Below are 17,255 nucleotides of genomic sequence, written 5' to 3'. Positions count from 1 at the left end.
GCTTTGTGAGGTGCACAGTCGTTTCTGGGTGAGAATATGGGGGTGATTCAGCAGCTCTTCAACCCGTCCGTCCAGCACACCCTCGACCTTGTCGGCATCTTCGTCTTCGCGATCTCCGGCGCCCTGCTCGCCGTCCGCAAGAACTTCGACGTCTTCGGCATCGCCGTACTCGCCGAGGTCACCGCGCTGGGCGGCGGGCTGCTGCGGGATGTCGTCATCGGGGCGGTGCCGCCGGCCGCGTTCACGGATCTCGGGTATTTCCTGACCCCGCTGCTCGCCGCGCTGCTCGTCTTCTTCCTCCACCCGGAGGTGGAGCGCATCCAGGCGGGCGTGAACGTGTTCGACGCGGCGGGGCTCGGGCTGTTCTGTGTCACGGGCACGGTGAAGGCGTACGACCACGGCCTGGGCCTCACCGCCTCCGCCGCCCTCGGTCTCGCGACCGCCGTGGGCGGCGGAGTGCTGCGTGACGTGCTCGCCAACGAGGTTCCCTCGCTGCTGCGCTGGGACCGTGACCTGTACGCGGTTCCGGCGATCGTCGGCTCCGCCCTGGTCGTCCTGTGCATCCGCTACGACGCGTTGACCCCGTTCACCAGCGGACTGGCGGTAGTCACGGCTTTCGCACTACGGCTGCTCGCGATGCGGTTCCACTGGCGAGCGCCGCGCGCCTGGCACCGGCGGTCGACGGCTCGTGAGGGAGAGTCCGGGTAGTCGTGCCGGCGCCCGGCTTCCGGTCGCCCGCGTCGAACTGCTGGGTCAGCCAGCGGAACACCGTGGTGATCTGGGGCCGCCACAGTGCCATGTTGTGGCCGCCGGCGCTGCGCGGCAGGTACACCACGTCCACCTTCGTCGGCGGCTTCGCCACCTTCTTCATGGCCATGCCGGTCTGGTAGCCGTCGCCGGACTCGCCGGAGAAGTAGAGCGCGACCGCGGGCGGGACACGGGCGTTCTTGAGGAGCAGGTACGGGTTGTTCGCGGTCCGCAGCCGAGGGTCCTGCGCGGTCAGCGAGACGGGTTCGGCCATCGGGTCGTTGTAGCCGGACATGGAGACAGCGGCGTGGAAGCGGTCGGGGTGCGCCACCGCGAGCTTCGTCGCGCAGTGCGCCCCGGCCGAGTACCCGGCCACGGCCCAGCCGCCCGGCCCGCTCTCGGCGCGGAAGTTGTCCATGACCATTTTCGGTACGTCGATGCTGAGCCACGAGTCCGCGTTCACCCGGCCCGGGATGTTGGCGCAGCCGGTGTCCGCGTCGGAGACGAGGCTCGTGCGCGGCGCCACCAGGATGAAGGGCGTGATCTGGCCGCTCTTCATCAACGGCAGCAGTTGCGCGGTCGCGTGCAGCGAACCGAACCAGGCCTTGGGTGAGCCGGGGTAGCCCGGCAGCAGTTCGACGACCGGGAAGGCGCGGTGCCGGTAGGCGGCCTCGTGGTACTGCGGCGGCAGCCAGACGTAGACCTCGGCGTCGACGCCCGAGACCCGACCCCGGAGTTTGGTGACCTGGACTCCGCCGGCCGCGCGCATCCCCGGCCCGGAGGCCTTGCGGAACGTCTGCTTCACCTTCGGCAGCCGGTGCAGCGAGATTCCGCCGGTGCCGTCGGCACCGAGATCGGCGGCGGTCTGGACGTGGTCGCTCGTGCCGAGGAGGTCGCCCCAGTTGTCGTACAGGTTGTTGGCGTTGTTCACCATCAGGAAGACCAGGGTGATCGCCGTGGCCTGGGCGAACAGCACCATCAGCAGCCTGACGGCCCCGCGCACGAGTGCGGGCCCCCGCACCCGGGACCAGAGGGCCAGGGGCAGCACTACGGCGATGGCGGCGAGCACGATCGTCGTGATCAGGAACGGCGTACCGGTGAGGCTCATACCTGGTAGGAGTGCGAACCGGTGCCTGAGGTCACACCTGCGGATGAACCCTTACCCAAGAAATTCCGGGAACTTACCAAGCAGCAGTTACCGGACATCTCAAGCGGCCGTGTCCGGACATCCGGGAAAGCTACCGCTTAGTATGTTTCTGCTGTACCGTTCACGTATGCCAGAAGCAGCTTCCGCCCAGGCCGTGCGAGCCGGCCTCGGCGACAGTGAGTTCGACCGCGACACGTCCCTCACCCGGCGTGCTCCCGGTGTCTACGACACCGAACTCTCCGCCGGCTGGACCGTCATCAGTGCCGTCAACGGCGGCTATCTGCTGGCGGTGCTGGGCCGCGCCCTCGCGGACGCCCTTCCGCACAGCGACCCGTTCAGCGTCACCGCGCACTACCTCACCGCGTCCCGCCCGGGTCCGGCCGTCGTCCGCACGGACGTGGTCCGCACCGGGCGCTCGCTGTCGACCGGCGCGGCCTCCCTCTTCCAGTACGACGACGAGGGCCAGGAGATCGAGCGGATCCGTGTCCTCGCCTCCTACGGCGACCTGGACGCCCTCCCCGACGACGTCCGCACAACCGCCGTGCCGCCCGTGTTCCCGCCCATGGACCAGTGCTTCGGCCCGCAGGACGCCCCCGCCCCGGCGCCCGGCGGTTCCACCATCACCGACCGGCTGATGCTCAAGCTCGACCCCGCCACCCTCGGCTGGGCGCTCGGCACGCCCTCCGGCAAGGGGGAGATGCGGTCCTGGTTCGGGTTCGCGGACGGTCGCGACCCCGACCCTCTCTCCCTGCTCCTCGCCGTCGACGCGCTGCCGCCGACCGCGTTCGAGATGGGCGTGTCCGGCTGGGTCCCGACGGTCGAACTGACCGTGCATGTGCGCTGCCGCCCGGCGCCGGGCCCGTTGCGGGTCTCGATAGCGACCCGCAACCTGGCCGGCGGCTTCCTGGAGGAGGACGCCGAGGTCTGGGACAGCGCGGACCGGCTCGTCGCCCAGTCGCGGCAGTTGGCGAGCGTACGGCTCGGGTGAACCGGGCTCGGCGGCAACGCTGAGAACGGCCTCGTACAGATACGGCATGGGCGGCGCGCTCGACGGACGGGCGCGCCGCCCTCGTACGTGCCGGCGTCGCGTCGCCGTGTGAGGCGGAGTCAGGCCAGCCAGTGCCCGCGCCCGAGGGCGATCAACCGCATCCGTCGGGTCGCCAGCCGGGTCACCTGTTCGCGCTGGGCCGCCGGGGCGTCCAGGGTCTCCAGGAACTGGGAGGCCGTCATCAGCATCTGGTCGACATACAGGCCCGCCAGCATCAGCAGGTCCTCCCCGGACCAGCCCTCGGACTCCGGCTGTTCGGCCAGCGCGTCCCGCACCTCCTCGGCGAAACGGGCCAGCTGGTCCCGGATCGCCTCGCGCACCGGCTGGACCCCGCCGTGCCGCTCGCGCGCGATGAAGCGGACGTGGGCGGGCTGCGCCTGGACATGGCGGGCGATCAGGTCGACCGCGCGGATGATGCGGTCGTCGCTGTCGCCGGCCCCGGACACCGTCGTACCGATCATCGGGTGGAGGCTGCCGAGCGCCTCCTCGACGAGGGCGATGCCGAGATCGGCGGTCGAGCGGAAGTGGCGGTAGAAGGCGGTGGGGGCGACACCGACGGCGCGGGTGACCTCGCGCAGACCGAGGCTGCTCAGGCTCTGGTCCTCCAGCAGGCCGAGCGCCGCGTCCAGGAGCGCCTGGCGGGTCTTCTGCTTCTGGGCCTGCCGGATGCCGAGAGTGTGACTCATGCCATGCAGTTAACAACTGTTCTCTGTAATTGAAAAGCCGGGAACCGCGTTAGGCTTGGGAGTCAGTGAACAAGTGTTGCCACAAGCGTTCACTGAACTGTAACGAAAGGGAACTCCTCCCATGTTCTTCCTCGTAGCCGCCCTCCTGCTGCTGGGCATGGTGATGGGCACCGTCGCCCATCTCCCGTTCTCGTTCACCGTCCTGGCCGCCGCGGGCATCGCCGTCTGGCTGGGCATCTTCGCGCTCCGTGAGCGCCTCGCCCGTCGGAGCTGACCACCATGCAACTCACCGCATCGGCCACCGGCCGCACCGCTCCCCGAGACCCCGACGGCATGGCCGTCGCGTCCTTCGTCCTCGGTCTGCTGGGCCTGCTGGTCCTCAACGTCTTCCTCGGCCCCGTCGCCATCACGCTGGCCGTCGTCGCCCTCTGGCGCGGCACCAGGCGGCCCGGCCGTGCCTGGCTCGGCCTCGGTCTCGGCATCGCCGACCTGGTCGTCCTGGTCACCCTCGTACAGCTCGACAGCACTGTCTCCTGGAGCCTGTGACCGCTCGCCGGTGACGCCCACGCCGGAAGTCTGAGGACCGCACCCCGCCCGCCGCATCGCCCTCCGGAGGAGGTCGAGCCGGCGGGTCGGTCTTTGGCGGACCCACGCTCCACCAAAGACGCGGGGAGTGGCGCCCGGTGGAGGCGGCCGTCCCCCGCACTCCTCCATCGGCGGATGACGCGGCCCGCCCGCGCCCCGAGGATCTGAGCCGTTCGGCCGAGGTGTCCGAGCGTTTTCCAGGTCCCTTGGGGGAGAAGTGAACGAGCACGCAACGCCCCGTCGCATATCGGTCTTCGACACCACCCTCCGCGACGGTGAGCAGGCACCGGGCAACGCGATGACGCCCGACCAGAAACTGGAACTGGCCGGCTGGAGGAGCCCCGCAACAAGCCGATCTTCGGCAAGTACGTCTTCGGCACCGCCGCCGGCATCCACCAGCAGGGCATGCTCAGCGACCCGGGCACCTACGAGTACGTCGAGCCCGCCCGCTTCGGCCGCGAACGCTCCCTGCTGATCGGCCGCCACTCCGGCCCGGACGGTCCGGCCGCCGCGGTCATGCACTGTCTCCCGGGCGCCAAGGCGCCCTCCCACCTCCACCCCGGCTTCGAGCTGATCTACGTGCTCAGCGGCGAGCTGGAGACCGACGGCGGCGTCTACGCGGCGGGCAGCCTCCTGGTCATGCCGCCGAACAGCGTGCACGCGCCCCGCAGCCCCAAGGGGTGCGTCGGCCTGGTCGTCTGGGAGCGCCCGGTCCAGGTGGTGTGAGCGAGACGGTCCGGGACGGGGGCGGGCGGGCGACCACCCGCCCCCGCTGTCGTACGCGTCAGGCGTGCCGGGACCGGTAGAGCGCGGCCTTGGCGCGGTTGCCGCAGCGCGTCATGTCGCACCAGCGCCGGGAGCCGCGGTGGGACCGGTCGACGTACAACCGGGTGCAGGTGGGCGCCGCGCACTCCTTCACCTGCTCCGGGGTGCTGGTGATCAGCTCGACGGCGTCACGGGCCAGCGACGACAGGACGGCCCCGATCGTGCCGTGGCGTACGACGGTGCGGTCGGGCAGCAGTTCGCAGCGCACCGGGCTCCGGCCGGCGGCTCGGTTGACGACGGCGCAGTCCTCGGGGGCGAACGGGGTGCCGTCGGTCGAGGCGACCATCAGCCGGTAGATCGCCTCGCGCAGGTGCAGGGCCGTGGCCAGGTCCGCCCTGGTCGCCGACGCGGGGGAGTCCAGGGCTCCGGAGGCGACGGACCAGTTCGTGAGGTCGGCCGGTGTGGTGAGCAGGTCCAGCGCGTCGTCCCGTCGGTTCTGGACCGTACCGACGAAGTCAAGGGCCGCGCTGCCGCTGACGAATGCGAACTCCATGGGTTGAGGGTAACCGCACGGGCAGGTCGCGAGAAGTGAGAAATAACCCCACTGAATGGTTACCTGGATTTCAGAAGTAACCACATTGACTGGTTGTCCGGCCGTCGATAGGGTCCGAATAACTGGATAGACAGGTTACCTGCTCGACGAGAGGCCACCCCCGTGATGGAACGCGACGACCTGAAACTCCCGGAGGCCGATACGGACACCCCGGCGGCCGATACGGACACCCCGGCGGCCGCGGACGCAGCGGCGCCGCAGGCCGCCACGGCGCCCGCCTGGGTCTCGGCGGCGATCCCCGCCGTCTTCGTGGTCCTCTGGAGCAGCGCGTTCATCGCCGCCGTCATCGGAACCGACGCCGCCCCGCCCCTGCTGCTGACGTTCTCCCGCTTCGCGGTCGCCGGTGTGCTGCTGACGACCGTCGCCCTCGTGACCAAGTCGCCCTGGCCCAAGGGCCGGATGCTGCTCCATGTGATCGTCGTCGGTCTGCTGATGCAGGCCGTGCAGTTCGGCGCCTTCTACACGGCCATCGGAGCGGGACTGCCCGGCGGTGTCGTCGCGCTCATCCAGGGCTTCAACCCCGTGCTGATCGCCCTGCTGGCCGGGTTCCTGCTGGGGGAGGAGATCACCGGGCGGCAGTGGCTGGGCTTCGCCATCGGCGGCGCCGGCGTCGCGCTCGCCGTCGCCGGGGCGCTGCACTTCTCCACCAGCGCCATCGTGCTGTCCTTCGTCGGCCTGCTCGGCCTGAGCGTCGGCACGGTCTACCAGAAGCGCTACACCCAGGGTGTGGACGTCCGCAGCGGTACCGCCGTGCACTTCCTCGCGGGCGCCCCGGTGATGGGCGTGATGACGCTGACCCTGGAGGACCCCGAGGTCACCGACTGGGGTGCCTTCGGCGGGGCGCTGGCCTGGATCGTGCTGATCAACTCGGTCGGCACGTTCCTGCTGCTCAACTTCATGCTCAAGAAGCAGGACGCCAGCCGCGTCGGCACGCTCTTCTTCCTCACCCCGGCCGTCACCGCCCTGCTCGCCTGGATCGTCATCGGCCAGACGCTGAGCCTGTCGGCGGTCATCGGCCTGGTCCTGGGCGGCGCCGGCGTACTGCTCACCGCCCGCAAGTAGCGCCCGCGTTCCCGTCCGCATCCAGAGAAGGAGACGAAGCAATCATGAGCATCAAGGTCGCCGTCAACGGGTTCGGCCGCATCGGCCGCGGTTTTCTCAGGGCGGCGCTCGCCCAGGGAGCCGACCTCGACATCGTGGCGGCGAACGACCTCACCGACGCGAAGTCCCTCGCGCATCTGCTCACCCACGACAGCACTGACCGGCGCCGGTCACGAGCAGTGCCCCGTGCGGCGACCTGAAACGTCGCACGGGGCACTGTCGTTGTGGCTGGCGGGCGCCGGCGGGCCTGAGTCAGCCGGCGTTCAGTCCGAGATGCGCCAGGCCACGCCCGGCCGGCCCCGAGCTCCCGGGAGAGCTGCGTCGCCACCTCGCGTACGGCGACGGCGTGCCGCTCCCGGTCCGCAGGCGGCCGTCGAGCACGGCGACCCAGACCGCCTCGCCAATGCGCTCGGCCAGGGTGTCGGCCCAGGCGACCGACCGGGACCGCAACTCCTGGGTCTCCAGAAAGGAGTTGCCGAGCCGCAGCAGGGCAGGGCCCAGGAGGTACTTGCTGGTCTCCTTCTCCTGGCGCACCAGACCCTCGGCCTCGAGGGTGCGCAGCAGGGCGTGCGCCGTGGGCCTCGAGACACCGATCCGGTCAGCGAGGTCCGTGACGCCCAGGCGAGGGCCCGCAGTCGCCAGCTCATGCAGGATGCGAGCGGCGCGCTGAACGGACTGAACCGTCATTCCTACCCACATTCAGTGAGTCCGAATAGTGCTTGAAAAGCGTAATAGGCCTGGCTGCGGCTCAAGGGGCGTTTGCCCGCAGCGGACGTGCAGGAATTGCCGCCGTGATGTGGGCGTACTTCACATGGACGCCGGGCGCACGGCCTCCGGCCACGGGCGGGTCACCGGGGCGCCGTAGAATCACGGCACCATGGCATACCTCGACCACGCCGCGACCACCCCGATGCTTCCGGAGGCGGTCGAGGCAATGACCGCGCAACTGGCCGTCACCGGTAACGCCTCCTCGCTCCACGCGGCCGGCCGCAGAGCCAGACGTACGGTCGAGGAGGCCCGCGAGACGCTCGCCGAGTCGCTCGGTGCCCGGCCCAGCGAGGTCGTGTTCACCTCGGGCGGCACCGAGGCCGACAACCTCGCCGTCAAGGGCCTGTACTGGTCCCGGCGGGACGCCGATCCGGCCCGCGTCCGCGTCCTCGCCAGCCCCGTCGAGCACCACGCCGTCCTCGACGCCGTGCACTGGCTCGGCGAGCACGAGGGCGCCGTCGTCGAGTACCTCCCGGTCGACCCGTACGGCCGCGTCCACCCCGACGCCCTGCGCGAGGCAGTCGCCTGCAACCCCGACGACGTGGCCCTGGCCACTGTGATGTGGGCCAACAACGAGATCGGCACGATCCTGCCGGTGCGTGAACTCGCCGATGTGGCAGGCGAGTTCGGGGTTCCGCTGCACGCCGACGCGGTACAGGCCTTCGGTCAGGTGCCCGTCTCCTTCGCCGACTCCGGGCTCGCCGCGATGACCGTCTCCGGCCACAAGATCGGCGGCCCGTACGGCATCGGCGCGCTGCTGCTGGGCCGCGAGTACAGCCCCGTACCCGTGCTGCACGGCGGCGGGCAGGAACGGCACGTTCGGTCCGGCACCCTCGATGTGCCGGCCGTCGCCTCCTTCGCGGTGGCCGGACGGCTCGCCGCCGAGCAGCAGGGCTGGTTCGCCCGGGAGATCGGCGCCCTGCGCGACGCCCTGGTGACGGCCGTCCGTACGGCGGTTCCGGACGCGATCCTGGGCGGTGACCCCGTGGACCGCCTCCCGGCCAACGCCCACTTCACCTTCCCGGGCTGCGAGGGCGACTCCCTGCTCCTGCTGCTCGACGCCCAGGGCATCGAGTGCTCCACCGGGTCCGCCTGCACCGCCGGGGTGGCTCAGCCCAGCCACGTCCTCCTCGCCGTCGGCACCGATCCGGACCTGGCGCGCGGCACCCTCCGCTTCTCCCTCGGCCACACCTCCACGGAGGCCGACGTCGAGGCGGTCGCCAAGGTCATCGCCCCGGTGGTGGAGCGGGCGCGCGCGGCGGGCCTGGCGTAACGCCGCGCCGCTCGCGCCGCCCGACCGACTGGCTAGCTCTCCGTCACCATCAGGGACGCCATCATGCCCTGGTCCTCGTGCTGCAGCAGATGGCAGTGGAGCATGTACATGTAGGTGTCGTCGGCGAAGTCGGTGAACTCCATGGCGATCGTGATCGAGCCGCCGCCGACGACCTCGTACGTGTCGTACCAGCCGAGTTCGACCCCCGTCGGAGGCGACCCGTTGATCGCGACGATCTGGTAGGGCACGTCGTGCAGGTGGAACGAGTGTTCTAGCTGGGAGTGGTTGGCGATCGTCCAGATCTCCTTGGCGCCCAGCGTGGTACTGATCATGGCCATGCCGTCCATGGTCAGTCCGGCCGAACCGTTGATGGTCATCGCCTGACCCGTGTTCCCGAGCGTGATGGTGCGGGCCGTGAAGTCGGTGGTGTCGTACCGCTCGATGGTCCTGAGGCGGCGCGGCAGGTCGTCCGGGGTGTCGTCGCCGCCCGCGGCGACGGTGAGGACGTCGTAGGTGCCGGAGCCGCCGCGGATCCAGCCGGTCGTGATGACGGCCTGCAGCATGACGTCCTCGGTGACGTCGATGGTGAACTCGGCGCGGGCGCCCGCCACCAGCCGGATGGTGTCCACCTCGGTCGCCTTCGTCAGATACCCCTGGTCGGTGGCTATCTGGGTCAGCTTGCCGCCGTCGCGGCGCCGCAGGGTGATGATGTCCGACGGTGAGGCGTTGAGCGCCCGGAAGCGGTTGCGGGTCCTGGTGGCATCGAAGGTGAGTGTGGTGGCGTCGACGTTGGCGCCGTTGACCAGCACCGGGAACCGGAGGCCGGAGGCGAGGTACCCGGGCTGGTCGTACTTGATGTCGCCCGAGGCGGAGACGGCCAGGCACTGGAAGACGAGCGGTATGTCGTCGACGCCGTAGTCGCTGGGCAGGGCGGCGGAGGCGGGGGAGTCGTCCGCCACGATGATCATCCCGGCCAGTCCCCGGGAGGACTGCTTGGCCGTGGTGCCCAGGGCGTGCGGGTGGTACCAGAGGGTCTTGGCCTCGTCCAGGACGGTGAAGGTGGGGGCCCAGGTGGCGTCGGCGGCGAAGGCGTTCTGCGGGCCGCCGTCCATCCTGGGCGGGACGTGCGCGCCGTGGAAGTGGACGGAGGTCTCCTCGGCGAGGCGGTTGGTGACGTTCAGCCTGACCTTCTCGCCGGTGGTCCACTTCAGGGTCGGGCCGAGGAACGACCCGTTGTAGCCGGCGGTGGTGCTGCTGACACCGCGGATCACCTCGCTGGTGCCGCTCTTCGCCTCCAGGGTGAAGGTGGTGGTGCCGAGGGCGGCGGTGCCCTCCAGGAGGTCAGGGACGGGCAGCGGGCGCGTCCTCGTCGCCGCGCTGGCCTTGCGCCCCCCGGCGGTCATCAGCCCGAAGGACCCGCCCGCCGCCACGGCGCCCAGGCCGAGGCCGGCCAAGCCGCCGAGAAACTTGCGCCGGTGCAGGCCCCTGCCGCTCAGGCTCTTCGCCCGCTTGTTCGTGTCGTCGGCCGGATCTGTGGTGTGGGTCATGGTCATGGCTTGGACCGCTGGGCTAAGCCCTGTGTAAAGACCGGGGCGGAAATGGGAGCGCGCACCGGGGGCTGTGCGATCGGCGTGTACGCCGACTCCCCTACGGCGAGGCGGGATTGGGGATGCGCGGGTCACCTTCGGGGCGTGGGACACATCGGGGCGGCCGACACACCCGAATTGCTCACGGTGTCGCGCACGCATGACGCACGTCACCAAGACGCATGGGGGTCTCAGGCGGGGGCCCTGGTCGCCTCTTCGACGAGCCGCAGGTACTTCTTCCAGTCCCAGCCCGGCCCGGGATCGGTGTGGTCCGTGCCCGGCACCTCCACGTGCCCGATGATGTGCTCCCGGTCGACGGGTATGCCGTACCGCGCGCAGACCCTCGCCGTCAGCCGCGCCGAGGCCGCGTACATCGCGTCCGTGAAGTCCTCGGGCCGCTCCACGAAGCCCGCGTGCTCGATCCCGACGCTCCGCTCGTTGTACTCCCGGTTGCCCGCGTGGAACGCCACGTCCAGCTCGCGGATCATCTGCGTGATCCGCCCGTCCTCGCGGACGATGTAGTGCGCCGCCGCTCCGTGGTCCGGGTCCTGGAAGACCTTCACCGCGCTCGCGTAGCTGCCCTGCGTGACATGGATGATCACCAGGTCCACGTCGTAGTCGTCGGGCCGGTCCGCCATCCGCCAGTTCGCCGCCGAGGCCGCCACCCAGCGTGCGCCCACGTAGTCGACGTCACCCTCCTTGCGCGGCTTCGACACCCCTGGCACCCGCCACCACAGATGCCCCAGCTCACCGCGCGCGAGCACGCCCGTGGCGACGGCGGCCACCGCCCCGCCGATGAGCAGCGCGCGCCGCCCGATCCGCCGGTCGCCGTCCCGCGACGCCCTGGTGAGGCCCTCGCTGCGCGACTGCTGGGGGACATCGCGCGAAAGGCCGCGAGCGGTGTCCCGCCGAGCCTGTGTTTCCTCCATGTCAGCGAGAACGGATACTCGCGCGCCCCGGTTCCCGGCGCCCCGTACCCTGGAGGGGTTATGACTCAGACCTCGCAGCAGCCCCTCCGCGTACTGGCCGCCATGTCCGGCGGCGTGGACTCCGCCGTAGCCGCCGCCCGTGCGGCGGAAGCCGGCCACGACGTGACAGGCGTCCACCTCGCCCTGTCCGCGAACCCGCAGTCGTTCCGCACGGGCGCGCGTGGCTGTTGCACCATCGAGGACTCCCGTGACGCCCGCCGCGCCGCCGACGTCATCGGCATCCCCTTCTACGTGTGGGACCTCGCCGAGCGCTTCCGCGAGGACGTGGTGGACGACTTCGTCGCCGAGTACGAGGCCGGGCGCACCCCCAACCCGTGTCTGCGCTGCAACGAGAAGATCAAGTTCGCCGCGCTCCTCGACAAGGCCCTCGCCCTCGGCTTCGACGCCGTCTGCACGGGCCACTACGCGCAGGTGATCACGCACGAGGACGGCTCGCGCGAGCTGCACCGCGCCTCCGACATGGCCAAGGACCAGTCGTACGTCCTCGGGGTGCTCGACGACCGGCAGCTCGCTCACGCCATGTTCCCCCTCGGCGACACCCTCACCACGAAGGACGAGATCCGCGCGGAGGCCGAGCGGCGCGGTCTCGCGGTCGCCAAGAAGCCCGACTCGCACGACATCTGCTTCATCGCCGACGGCGACACCCAGGGCTTCCTGGCAGGCCGCCTCGGCCGCGCGGAGGGTGACATCGTCGACGAGTCGGGCGCGAAGATCGGCACGCACGAGGGCGCGTACGGCTTCACCATCGGCCAGCGCAAGGGCCTGCGCATCGGCACCCCGGCCGCCGACGGCAAGCCGCGTTACGTCCTCGACATCTCCCCGGTGAACAACACGGTGACGGTCGGCCCGGCCGCCGCCCTCGACGTCGACGCGCTCACCGCGATCCGCCCCCGCTGGTGCGGCGCGGCCCCCACCGGCCCCGGCACCTACACCGCCCAGCTGCGCGCCCACGGCGGCGAGACCGAGGTCAGCGCCGAACTCGTCGACGGCCGCCTGGAGGTCACGTTCACCGAGCCCGTACGCGGGGTGGCGCCGGGCCAGGCGATCGTCCTGTACGACGGCACGCGCGTCGTCGGCTCGGCGACGATCGCCACGACGAACCGGGTCACGGCGGGCGCGGTCTGAGCCGTCGTACGACCGCCGCTCGCCGTGCTCAGCCCCAGTGCAGGGGATGGGACAGCGTCACCCCGTGGGTGGCGAACTCGATCGTCACGCGGTCGCGGTCGGCCATCGTGAAGCCGTGGTGGAAGCTGCTGCGGTCCGCGCCGAGGTAGACGTAGTGCACGCGGCCGGGGTGCAGCAGCGACGCGTTCGCGAAGAGCCCGGCCGTCATGTCCCGCAGCCCGTAGTGCAGCGCTTTCACCCCGGTGGCGAACGGCCCCCGCCAGGCCTGCTCCCCGTCCCGCTCGATGGTGACCTGCCCGGTGACCTGCTGCGGCGGGGTGCCCAGGAAGAGGTAGGGGGCCACGCCCGCGTCGCACAGTTTCGCGTACGACAGATGCCCCGCGTGCCGCTTGAACCGGCCGATGTCGGTGAGGTCGTTGCCGAAGGTGTACCCGGCGTACTTCGGAGCGCCGTCCGCGTCACCGACGTACACGAGGACGACCTCGGCCTCCTCGGTCACCGCGAGGGCGTCCTGCGGCACGCGCAGCGGCTCGCCGGAGACCTTCAGGACCTCGCCCAGCCCCTTGAAGAACCAGTTGGGCTGAGTCGGCGCCCCGGAGTCCGCCTTCACGTTGTGGGTGGCCATGAACCCGCTGACCAGCGCGTCCCCGACCGAGTCGGGCAGCAGCGGGGGCCGGAAGCGTACGTCGGTCACGGCCGCGGTCACCGGCTCGCGGCCCTCGGTCAGCGCGGCGAGCAGGGCGGGGACGTCGCCGTCGGCCGCCAGGACCGCGGCACGCGGGTCGGCGCCGGCGAGGGGGAAGAGGGTGAGGGCGGTGTCCTCGGGCTCGCCCAACCCGACGTACCGCTCACCTTCGTACACGCATTCGAATAGGACGGTCATGGATGCTCTCCTCTCGGCGGAACTGATGACATGGGGGACGAGACCGGGCCCCTTGATGGGCGCAGCCCTCAAGGGGCGCGGGGAACTGCGCGATCGGCCCCCACCGGCCGGCTGCCGACAAACTGCCCCAGGCCGGAGGCAACAGGCAGCCACGACCTGCTGTCCGTCCAGGTCAGAGCAGTCCAGCGCGCTGCCTCCTCGGTCAGGCGCAGGCCGAACCCGGGCCCCTGGAACGGGGCGATCGTGTTGGTACGGCGGTCCACGACCGGCCGCGGAGCCACAATCGCGTCGGTCTCCGCGAAGAAGCGGTCGGACTGGCCGGCCTCGACGGTCAGGGCGCCGGGGGTGCGCAGCGCCAGCGCCCTGCTCGCGTTGATCAGCGGGCCGGTCTCGGCGACCTGGACGCCGATCTGGAAACCGAGGCCCTCGGCACGGGCGTACTCGGTCAGCCGGGCCGAGGCGAGCAGCCCGCCGTTCTTGGACACCCGGACGTTCACCGCGTCGCACGCCCCGGCGGCCACCGCGGCACGCGCGTCCGCCGCCGTGCACACCGACTCGTCGAGCAGGACGCGGACGCCCGTCGCCCGGCGCAGCGCACGCAGGTCGGCCCAGGAGCGGCGGGGGAGCGGTTCCTCGACGAGGTCCACGCCGGCCTCGCGCAGCCGGCGCGCGTACGGCGCGGCCGTCCGGGGCGTCCAGCTCATGTTGGCGTCCACCATCACCGGCACGTCCGCGCCGAGCCGGTGCCTGATCGCGGCCACCGTGCGGACGTCCCGCTCGATGTCGTCGGATGCCTTCACCTTCACGAAGTGGAAGGGCCCGCGCGTGTCGAGGAACTCCTCGACCCCGATGCTCAGATCCAGCACCTGGGAGACCGGCAGGGACAGCAGCTCGGCACCCCCCGGATACAGCAACTCACCTACAGGGACGGTCAGCTGACGGCACAGCAGATCCAGTACGGCCGTCTCCAGCAGGCACACCAGGTTGGTGCCGGGCGCGGCCCCCAGGGTGTGGGTGAACAGTTCGGGGAACGTCGACTCGAAGCCGTCGGCGCGGAGTCGGTCGGCGAGGTCCGCCGGTGGTGTCGTGCGCAGACGGCCGAACAGGGCGTGCAGCGGCACACGTTGGAGTGCTTCCGTCACGCTGTCGGTCGTCTCGCCGGTGACGTACGAGCGGGGCGCGCACTCCCCGATGCCGGTCGCGTCGTCGACGCTCAGGCGCAGGACCAGGCTGTCGCTGGTGCGGCGGCGGGCCGCCGGGTGGTCGAAGCCGACGCGCATCGGCAGCGCCACCCGGTACAGCCGCGCCTCAGACGCCACGGTCCAGCCCCTGCAACAGGGTGTGCGTGGACGTCCAGTCGACCAGGCTGCGGCTGACGTCCGTGTAGAAGAGATAGTGCCGGTCGGTGGGGAACTGGACGAGAAGACCGCCGTCGCAGAACAGGTCCTGGAAGACCTCGCGGGTCGCGTCGAGATCGACGATCGGGTCGGTCAGCCCGGACACGAACGCGGCCGGTACGTCCGGGAGTTGAGGACGGTCAGGAGAGAGGTAGAGCTCTTCGAGGGCCAGCAGGACCGCTCGTGAACGGCGCGTCAGGGTGCGGGCCGCGAGGTCGTCGTTGTCGATGAACTCCCGGTAGCGCGGATCGTCGGTGAAGTCCGCCGACCTCAGCCCGGCGTCCCACGGCTCCGTCCCGGTCTCGGCGGCCAGCGCCGCCCGCTCCTCGTCGCCGAGCACCGCGTGCAGCCGGCCCAGCCAGGTCGAGCAGAAGACGGTGGCGTCGTAGCGGACGGCGAAGTCGGGATGGTGGAGGAGGGCGGCCAGGAAGGAACCGCCCAGGCAGTGCCCGAACAGGGTCAACGGGACGTCGTCGCCGATCAGTTCACGGACATGGGCGATCGCGGTGACGTAGTCCGCGAGGATCGTGCCGACGTCCGGCACGTCCTGGCGCTCGCCGCCGCTGATGCCGCTGCCGCGCCGGTCGAGTACGAAGAAGGCGATGTCGTTGTCGGCGAACTGCGGCCCCACCTCCCACAGCCAGCCCGCGTGGGACTGCAGTCCGTGGAAGTAGAAGACCGCGCCCTTGGTCTCCCCGCGCGGACGCCACAGATGCAGCGCGAGGTCGGTGCCGCCCACGGAGAGCGTGATGATCTCCCGACGTACGTTCTGCGGCGGCCTCTTGGTCTCGATCACCGGGATACTCCCGCCCCGCCGACCAGGTCGGCGACGAAATCGGTGTCCTTCTGGAAGGGGCTGTACTTGTACTGGGTGGTGTTGCCGCGCTGACGCCGGGACTCGGTGTACGCGGCGATGGTGTCGTGGCCCACGGTGTGGAACTCCAGCGGGCCGAGGCGTCCGCTGGTGCGCTTGCTGGCGTACTCGATGTTGATGGTGGCGAGCGCCCGGTCCACTGCGTCGGACAGCCGGTGGTCCAACTCGGGGCTGGGGTGCGGTACTTCGCCGACCATGAGGTAGTGCGGGGGCTCGCCCCAGCGGGGCCCGCAGAGATAGAGGCCGCCCTCGATGCCGTACGCGGCCAGCGCCTGTTCCACCGCCTGGGTGACCTGGGCCTCGGTGATCTTCTCGCCGGTGAAGGAGTGGAAGACACCGTCGCGGTGCACGAAGTGGATCCACGGGACGCCGTCGGCGACCCGGTCGACGCGGTAGATGTCACCGCTCCACAGCCGGTAGAGGCCGTTGGCCTGCGTCATGATCAGGTGGTAGTCGCGACCCGCCTCGACCTCGTCGAACAGCAGCGTCTCGACCCGCTCACCCGCGTCCAGCAGCTTGCCCAGCTCGACCTCCGCCGGTACGAACTCGAAGAACGCCTGGTTGACCGCCAGCGGCTGGCTGTCGAGCGAGGGGTCGACCGGGAGCGTGGTGACCCCCTCCGTCCCGCAGCTCATGAAGGGCATCGCGCGCACCCCGGGCAACACCGCGTCCAGCTTCGACCGGTAGAGCCCGGCGGAGGAGGACAGCCAGCAGCTGTAGGCGCCCAGCGAGGGCCATACGTCCTTGAGGGTGAACTCGCCCTGGTTCAGCACCGATTGGAGATGCGCGGCGGCCTCGGGGTCGGGATCGCCGTACGGTCGCCCCTCCATGGTGCCGGCGGCCAGGTCACGCACCAGGTCTCGGCCGTGCTCGGCGATCAGGTCGCGCAGCGAGATGAGGGTGCTGGGGTTGATCGCGGTGATGAACTCCAGCCGTCGGCCCACGAAATGGCGGATGCGGTGGTACATCCGGCCCGTGTGCGAGGTCGGCGCCTCCACGCCGAACCAGGGCGCCGCCGACCACGGCGGGTTCCAGTCACGGCTGTTGATCCGCGGGTGCCGGTTGCTGATCGCCTGATACTGGACGCCGTACAGGAAGTCGTCGACGTTCTCGTGGACCGTCTGGGTGTCCAAGGTGGCGTACGGATGGTCGAGGAGCGCCGGGTGGAGGTCCAGATACGTTCCCCACATGGCCTGCATCGCCGGGACCCGGTAGTTCAGCAGCCAGTGCAGGGTGTACGGGACGCGCTTCGGCGCGCCGGTCGTGCCGCTCGTCTTCAGCCAGCGCAGGACCGGGCTGCAGGACAGGACACCGCCCTTGGTCCGGGTCTCGCGGTCGATCTCGGCCGCGAAGTCGTCGTAGCGCCGGACCGGGAGGGTGTCCCGGAAACTCTTGTCGTCGGCGCCGACCGTGTCGTAGCCGCGCTCCTTCCAGTGCAGGGAGTCCCGGCACAGTTCGACGACGTCCGCGAGGACCCGCCTTTGGGTGGCCGCCGGGTCCCCGAGGTCGGCCAGCAGCGCCGCCCGGGCCCGCCGGCACTCCTCCTGGAAGGGGACGCGACGCGTGTTCCAGTGCTCTTGCCAGTACGAACCGCCCACGACTTCAGCTTCTCCCTCGGCTTGTTGGCTCGATTCGGGCGGCGTCGTCGCCGGGTTCTCCGGGACGACA

Annotated in this window: 18 protein-coding genes and 1 pseudogene; 9 read left to right on the top strand and 10 right to left on the bottom strand. The window is 70.7% G+C overall.

Annotation, left to right across the window (positions count from 1 at the left end):
- Positions 1–42 precede the first annotated feature (42 nt).
- Positions 43–708 (top strand): trimeric intracellular cation channel family protein, encoded by a 666-nt coding sequence (locus ADL01_RS00855; RefSeq protein WP_053739918.1) that lies wholly within the window; start codon positions 43–45, stop codon positions 706–708.
- Here the strand turns inward: ADL01_RS00855 and ADL01_RS00850 are convergent.
- Entirely contained in the window at positions 608–1,855 is a 1,248-nt protein-coding gene (locus ADL01_RS00850; protein WP_053739875.1) for an alpha/beta hydrolase, read from the bottom strand. The genes ADL01_RS00855 and ADL01_RS00850 overlap by 101 nt on opposite strands.
- A gap of 166 nt (positions 1,856–2,021) precedes the next feature.
- Between ADL01_RS00850 and ADL01_RS00845 the strand changes: the two genes are divergently transcribed.
- Positions 2,022–2,882 (top strand): thioesterase family protein, encoded by an 861-nt coding sequence (locus ADL01_RS00845; protein ID WP_053739917.1) that lies wholly within the window; start codon positions 2,022–2,024, stop codon positions 2,880–2,882.
- A 119-nt stretch (positions 2,883–3,001) separates the two neighbouring features.
- On the opposite strand, the gene ADL01_RS00840 is transcribed toward ADL01_RS00845, so the two are convergent.
- Positions 3,002–3,628, bottom strand: coding sequence for a TetR family transcriptional regulator (locus tag ADL01_RS00840; protein ID WP_053739874.1), 627 nt, complete (start codon positions 3,626–3,628; stop codon positions 3,002–3,004).
- A gap of 121 nt (positions 3,629–3,749) precedes the next feature.
- Here ADL01_RS00840 and ADL01_RS45170 point away from each other — a divergent pair, with 121 nt between their 5' ends.
- The 3 genes from ADL01_RS45170 (at position 3,750) to ADL01_RS00830 (ending at position 4,939) form a co-directional block, all read left to right on the top strand.
- On the top strand, positions 3,750–3,902 hold the full coding sequence (locus ADL01_RS45170; RefSeq protein ID WP_199834717.1) for a hypothetical protein: 153 nt from the start codon (positions 3,750–3,752) through the stop codon (positions 3,900–3,902).
- A gap of 5 nt (positions 3,903–3,907) precedes the next feature.
- On the top strand, positions 3,908–4,174 hold the full coding sequence (locus tag ADL01_RS00835) for a hypothetical protein (protein ID WP_053739873.1): 267 nt from the start codon (positions 3,908–3,910) through the stop codon (positions 4,172–4,174).
- 369 nt (positions 4,175–4,543) lie between these two features.
- Entirely contained in the window at positions 4,544–4,939 is a 396-nt protein-coding gene (locus ADL01_RS00830; RefSeq protein WP_107090773.1) for a cupin domain-containing protein, read from the top strand.
- 58 nt (positions 4,940–4,997) lie between these two features.
- Here ADL01_RS00830 and ADL01_RS00825 read toward each other — a convergent pair whose 3' ends face one another.
- On the bottom strand, positions 4,998–5,531 hold the full coding sequence (locus tag ADL01_RS00825; protein WP_053739871.1) for a CGNR zinc finger domain-containing protein: 534 nt from the start codon (positions 5,529–5,531) through the stop codon (positions 4,998–5,000).
- 165 nt (positions 5,532–5,696) lie between these two features.
- Between ADL01_RS00825 and ADL01_RS00820 the strand changes: the two genes are divergently transcribed.
- Together ADL01_RS00820 and ADL01_RS00815 are read left to right on the top strand one after the other, a co-directional pair.
- Positions 5,697–6,653 carry a DMT family transporter gene (locus tag ADL01_RS00820; RefSeq protein ID WP_078960245.1) on the top strand — a complete coding sequence of 319 codons (957 nt, stop codon included), beginning with the start codon at positions 5,697–5,699 and terminating at the stop codon, positions 6,651–6,653.
- Positions 6,654–6,697: 44 nt separating this feature from the next.
- Positions 6,698–6,859: pseudogene (locus ADL01_RS00815) on the top strand (glyceraldehyde 3-phosphate dehydrogenase NAD-binding domain-containing protein); the annotation flags it as partial.
- An 85-nt stretch (positions 6,860–6,944) separates the two neighbouring features.
- Here ADL01_RS00815 and ADL01_RS00810 read toward each other — a convergent pair.
- A complete protein-coding gene (locus ADL01_RS00810) occupies positions 6,945–7,379 on the bottom strand; it encodes an IclR family transcriptional regulator (RefSeq protein ID WP_078960244.1) in 435 nt (144 codons plus the stop codon).
- A 190-nt stretch (positions 7,380–7,569) separates the two neighbouring features.
- Here ADL01_RS00810 and ADL01_RS00805 point away from each other — a divergent pair, with 190 nt between their 5' ends.
- Positions 7,570–8,733: a cysteine desulfurase family protein gene (locus tag ADL01_RS00805; RefSeq protein WP_053739869.1), complete on the top strand. Its 1,164-nt coding sequence runs from the start codon at positions 7,570–7,572 to the stop codon at positions 8,731–8,733.
- A 32-nt stretch (positions 8,734–8,765) separates the two neighbouring features.
- Here ADL01_RS00805 and ADL01_RS00800 read toward each other — a convergent pair whose 3' ends face one another.
- Positions 8,766–10,280 (bottom strand): multicopper oxidase family protein, encoded by a 1,515-nt coding sequence (locus tag ADL01_RS00800; protein WP_053739915.1) that lies wholly within the window; start codon positions 10,278–10,280, stop codon positions 8,766–8,768.
- A gap of 230 nt (positions 10,281–10,510) precedes the next feature.
- Positions 10,511–11,248, bottom strand: coding sequence for an N-acetylmuramoyl-L-alanine amidase (locus tag ADL01_RS00795; RefSeq protein WP_234354441.1), 738 nt, complete (start codon positions 11,246–11,248; stop codon positions 10,511–10,513).
- Positions 11,249–11,308: 60 nt separating this feature from the next.
- On the opposite strand from ADL01_RS00795, the gene mnmA reads away from it, so the two are divergent.
- Positions 11,309–12,433: a tRNA 2-thiouridine(34) synthase MnmA gene (mnmA, locus tag ADL01_RS00790; protein WP_053739868.1), complete on the top strand. Its 1,125-nt coding sequence runs from the start codon at positions 11,309–11,311 to the stop codon at positions 12,431–12,433.
- Positions 12,434–12,461: 28 nt separating this feature from the next.
- Here the strand turns inward: mnmA and ADL01_RS00785 are convergent, their stop codons facing one another.
- The 4 genes from ADL01_RS00785 to ADL01_RS00770 form a co-directional block, all read right to left on the bottom strand.
- Positions 12,462–13,316, bottom strand: a complete 855-nt coding sequence (locus ADL01_RS00785; protein WP_053739867.1) for an FAH family protein — start codon at positions 13,314–13,316, stop codon at positions 12,462–12,464.
- A 68-nt stretch (positions 13,317–13,384) separates the two neighbouring features.
- On the bottom strand, positions 13,385–14,635 hold the full coding sequence (locus tag ADL01_RS00780) for a mandelate racemase/muconate lactonizing enzyme family protein (RefSeq protein ID WP_063783425.1): 1,251 nt from the start codon (positions 14,633–14,635) through the stop codon (positions 13,385–13,387).
- A complete protein-coding gene (locus ADL01_RS00775) occupies positions 14,625–15,509 on the bottom strand; it encodes an alpha/beta fold hydrolase (RefSeq protein WP_053739866.1) in 885 nt (294 codons plus the stop codon). The genes ADL01_RS00780 and ADL01_RS00775 overlap by 11 nt, the downstream gene beginning before the upstream one ends.
- A complete protein-coding gene (locus ADL01_RS00770; protein ID WP_053739865.1) occupies positions 15,506–17,185 on the bottom strand; it encodes a GH3 family domain-containing protein in 1,680 nt (559 codons plus the stop codon). The genes ADL01_RS00775 and ADL01_RS00770 overlap by 4 nt, the downstream gene beginning before the upstream one ends.
- Between the last annotated feature and the right edge of the window lie 70 nt (positions 17,186–17,255).

Source organism: Streptomyces sp. NRRL WC-3618 (assembly GCF_001280005.1).
Classification (GTDB): Bacteria; Actinomycetota; Actinomycetes; order Streptomycetales; family Streptomycetaceae; genus Streptomyces.
The sequence above is the reverse complement of the archived record's forward strand: the minus strand, read 5'-3'. Positions and strand labels throughout refer to the sequence as shown.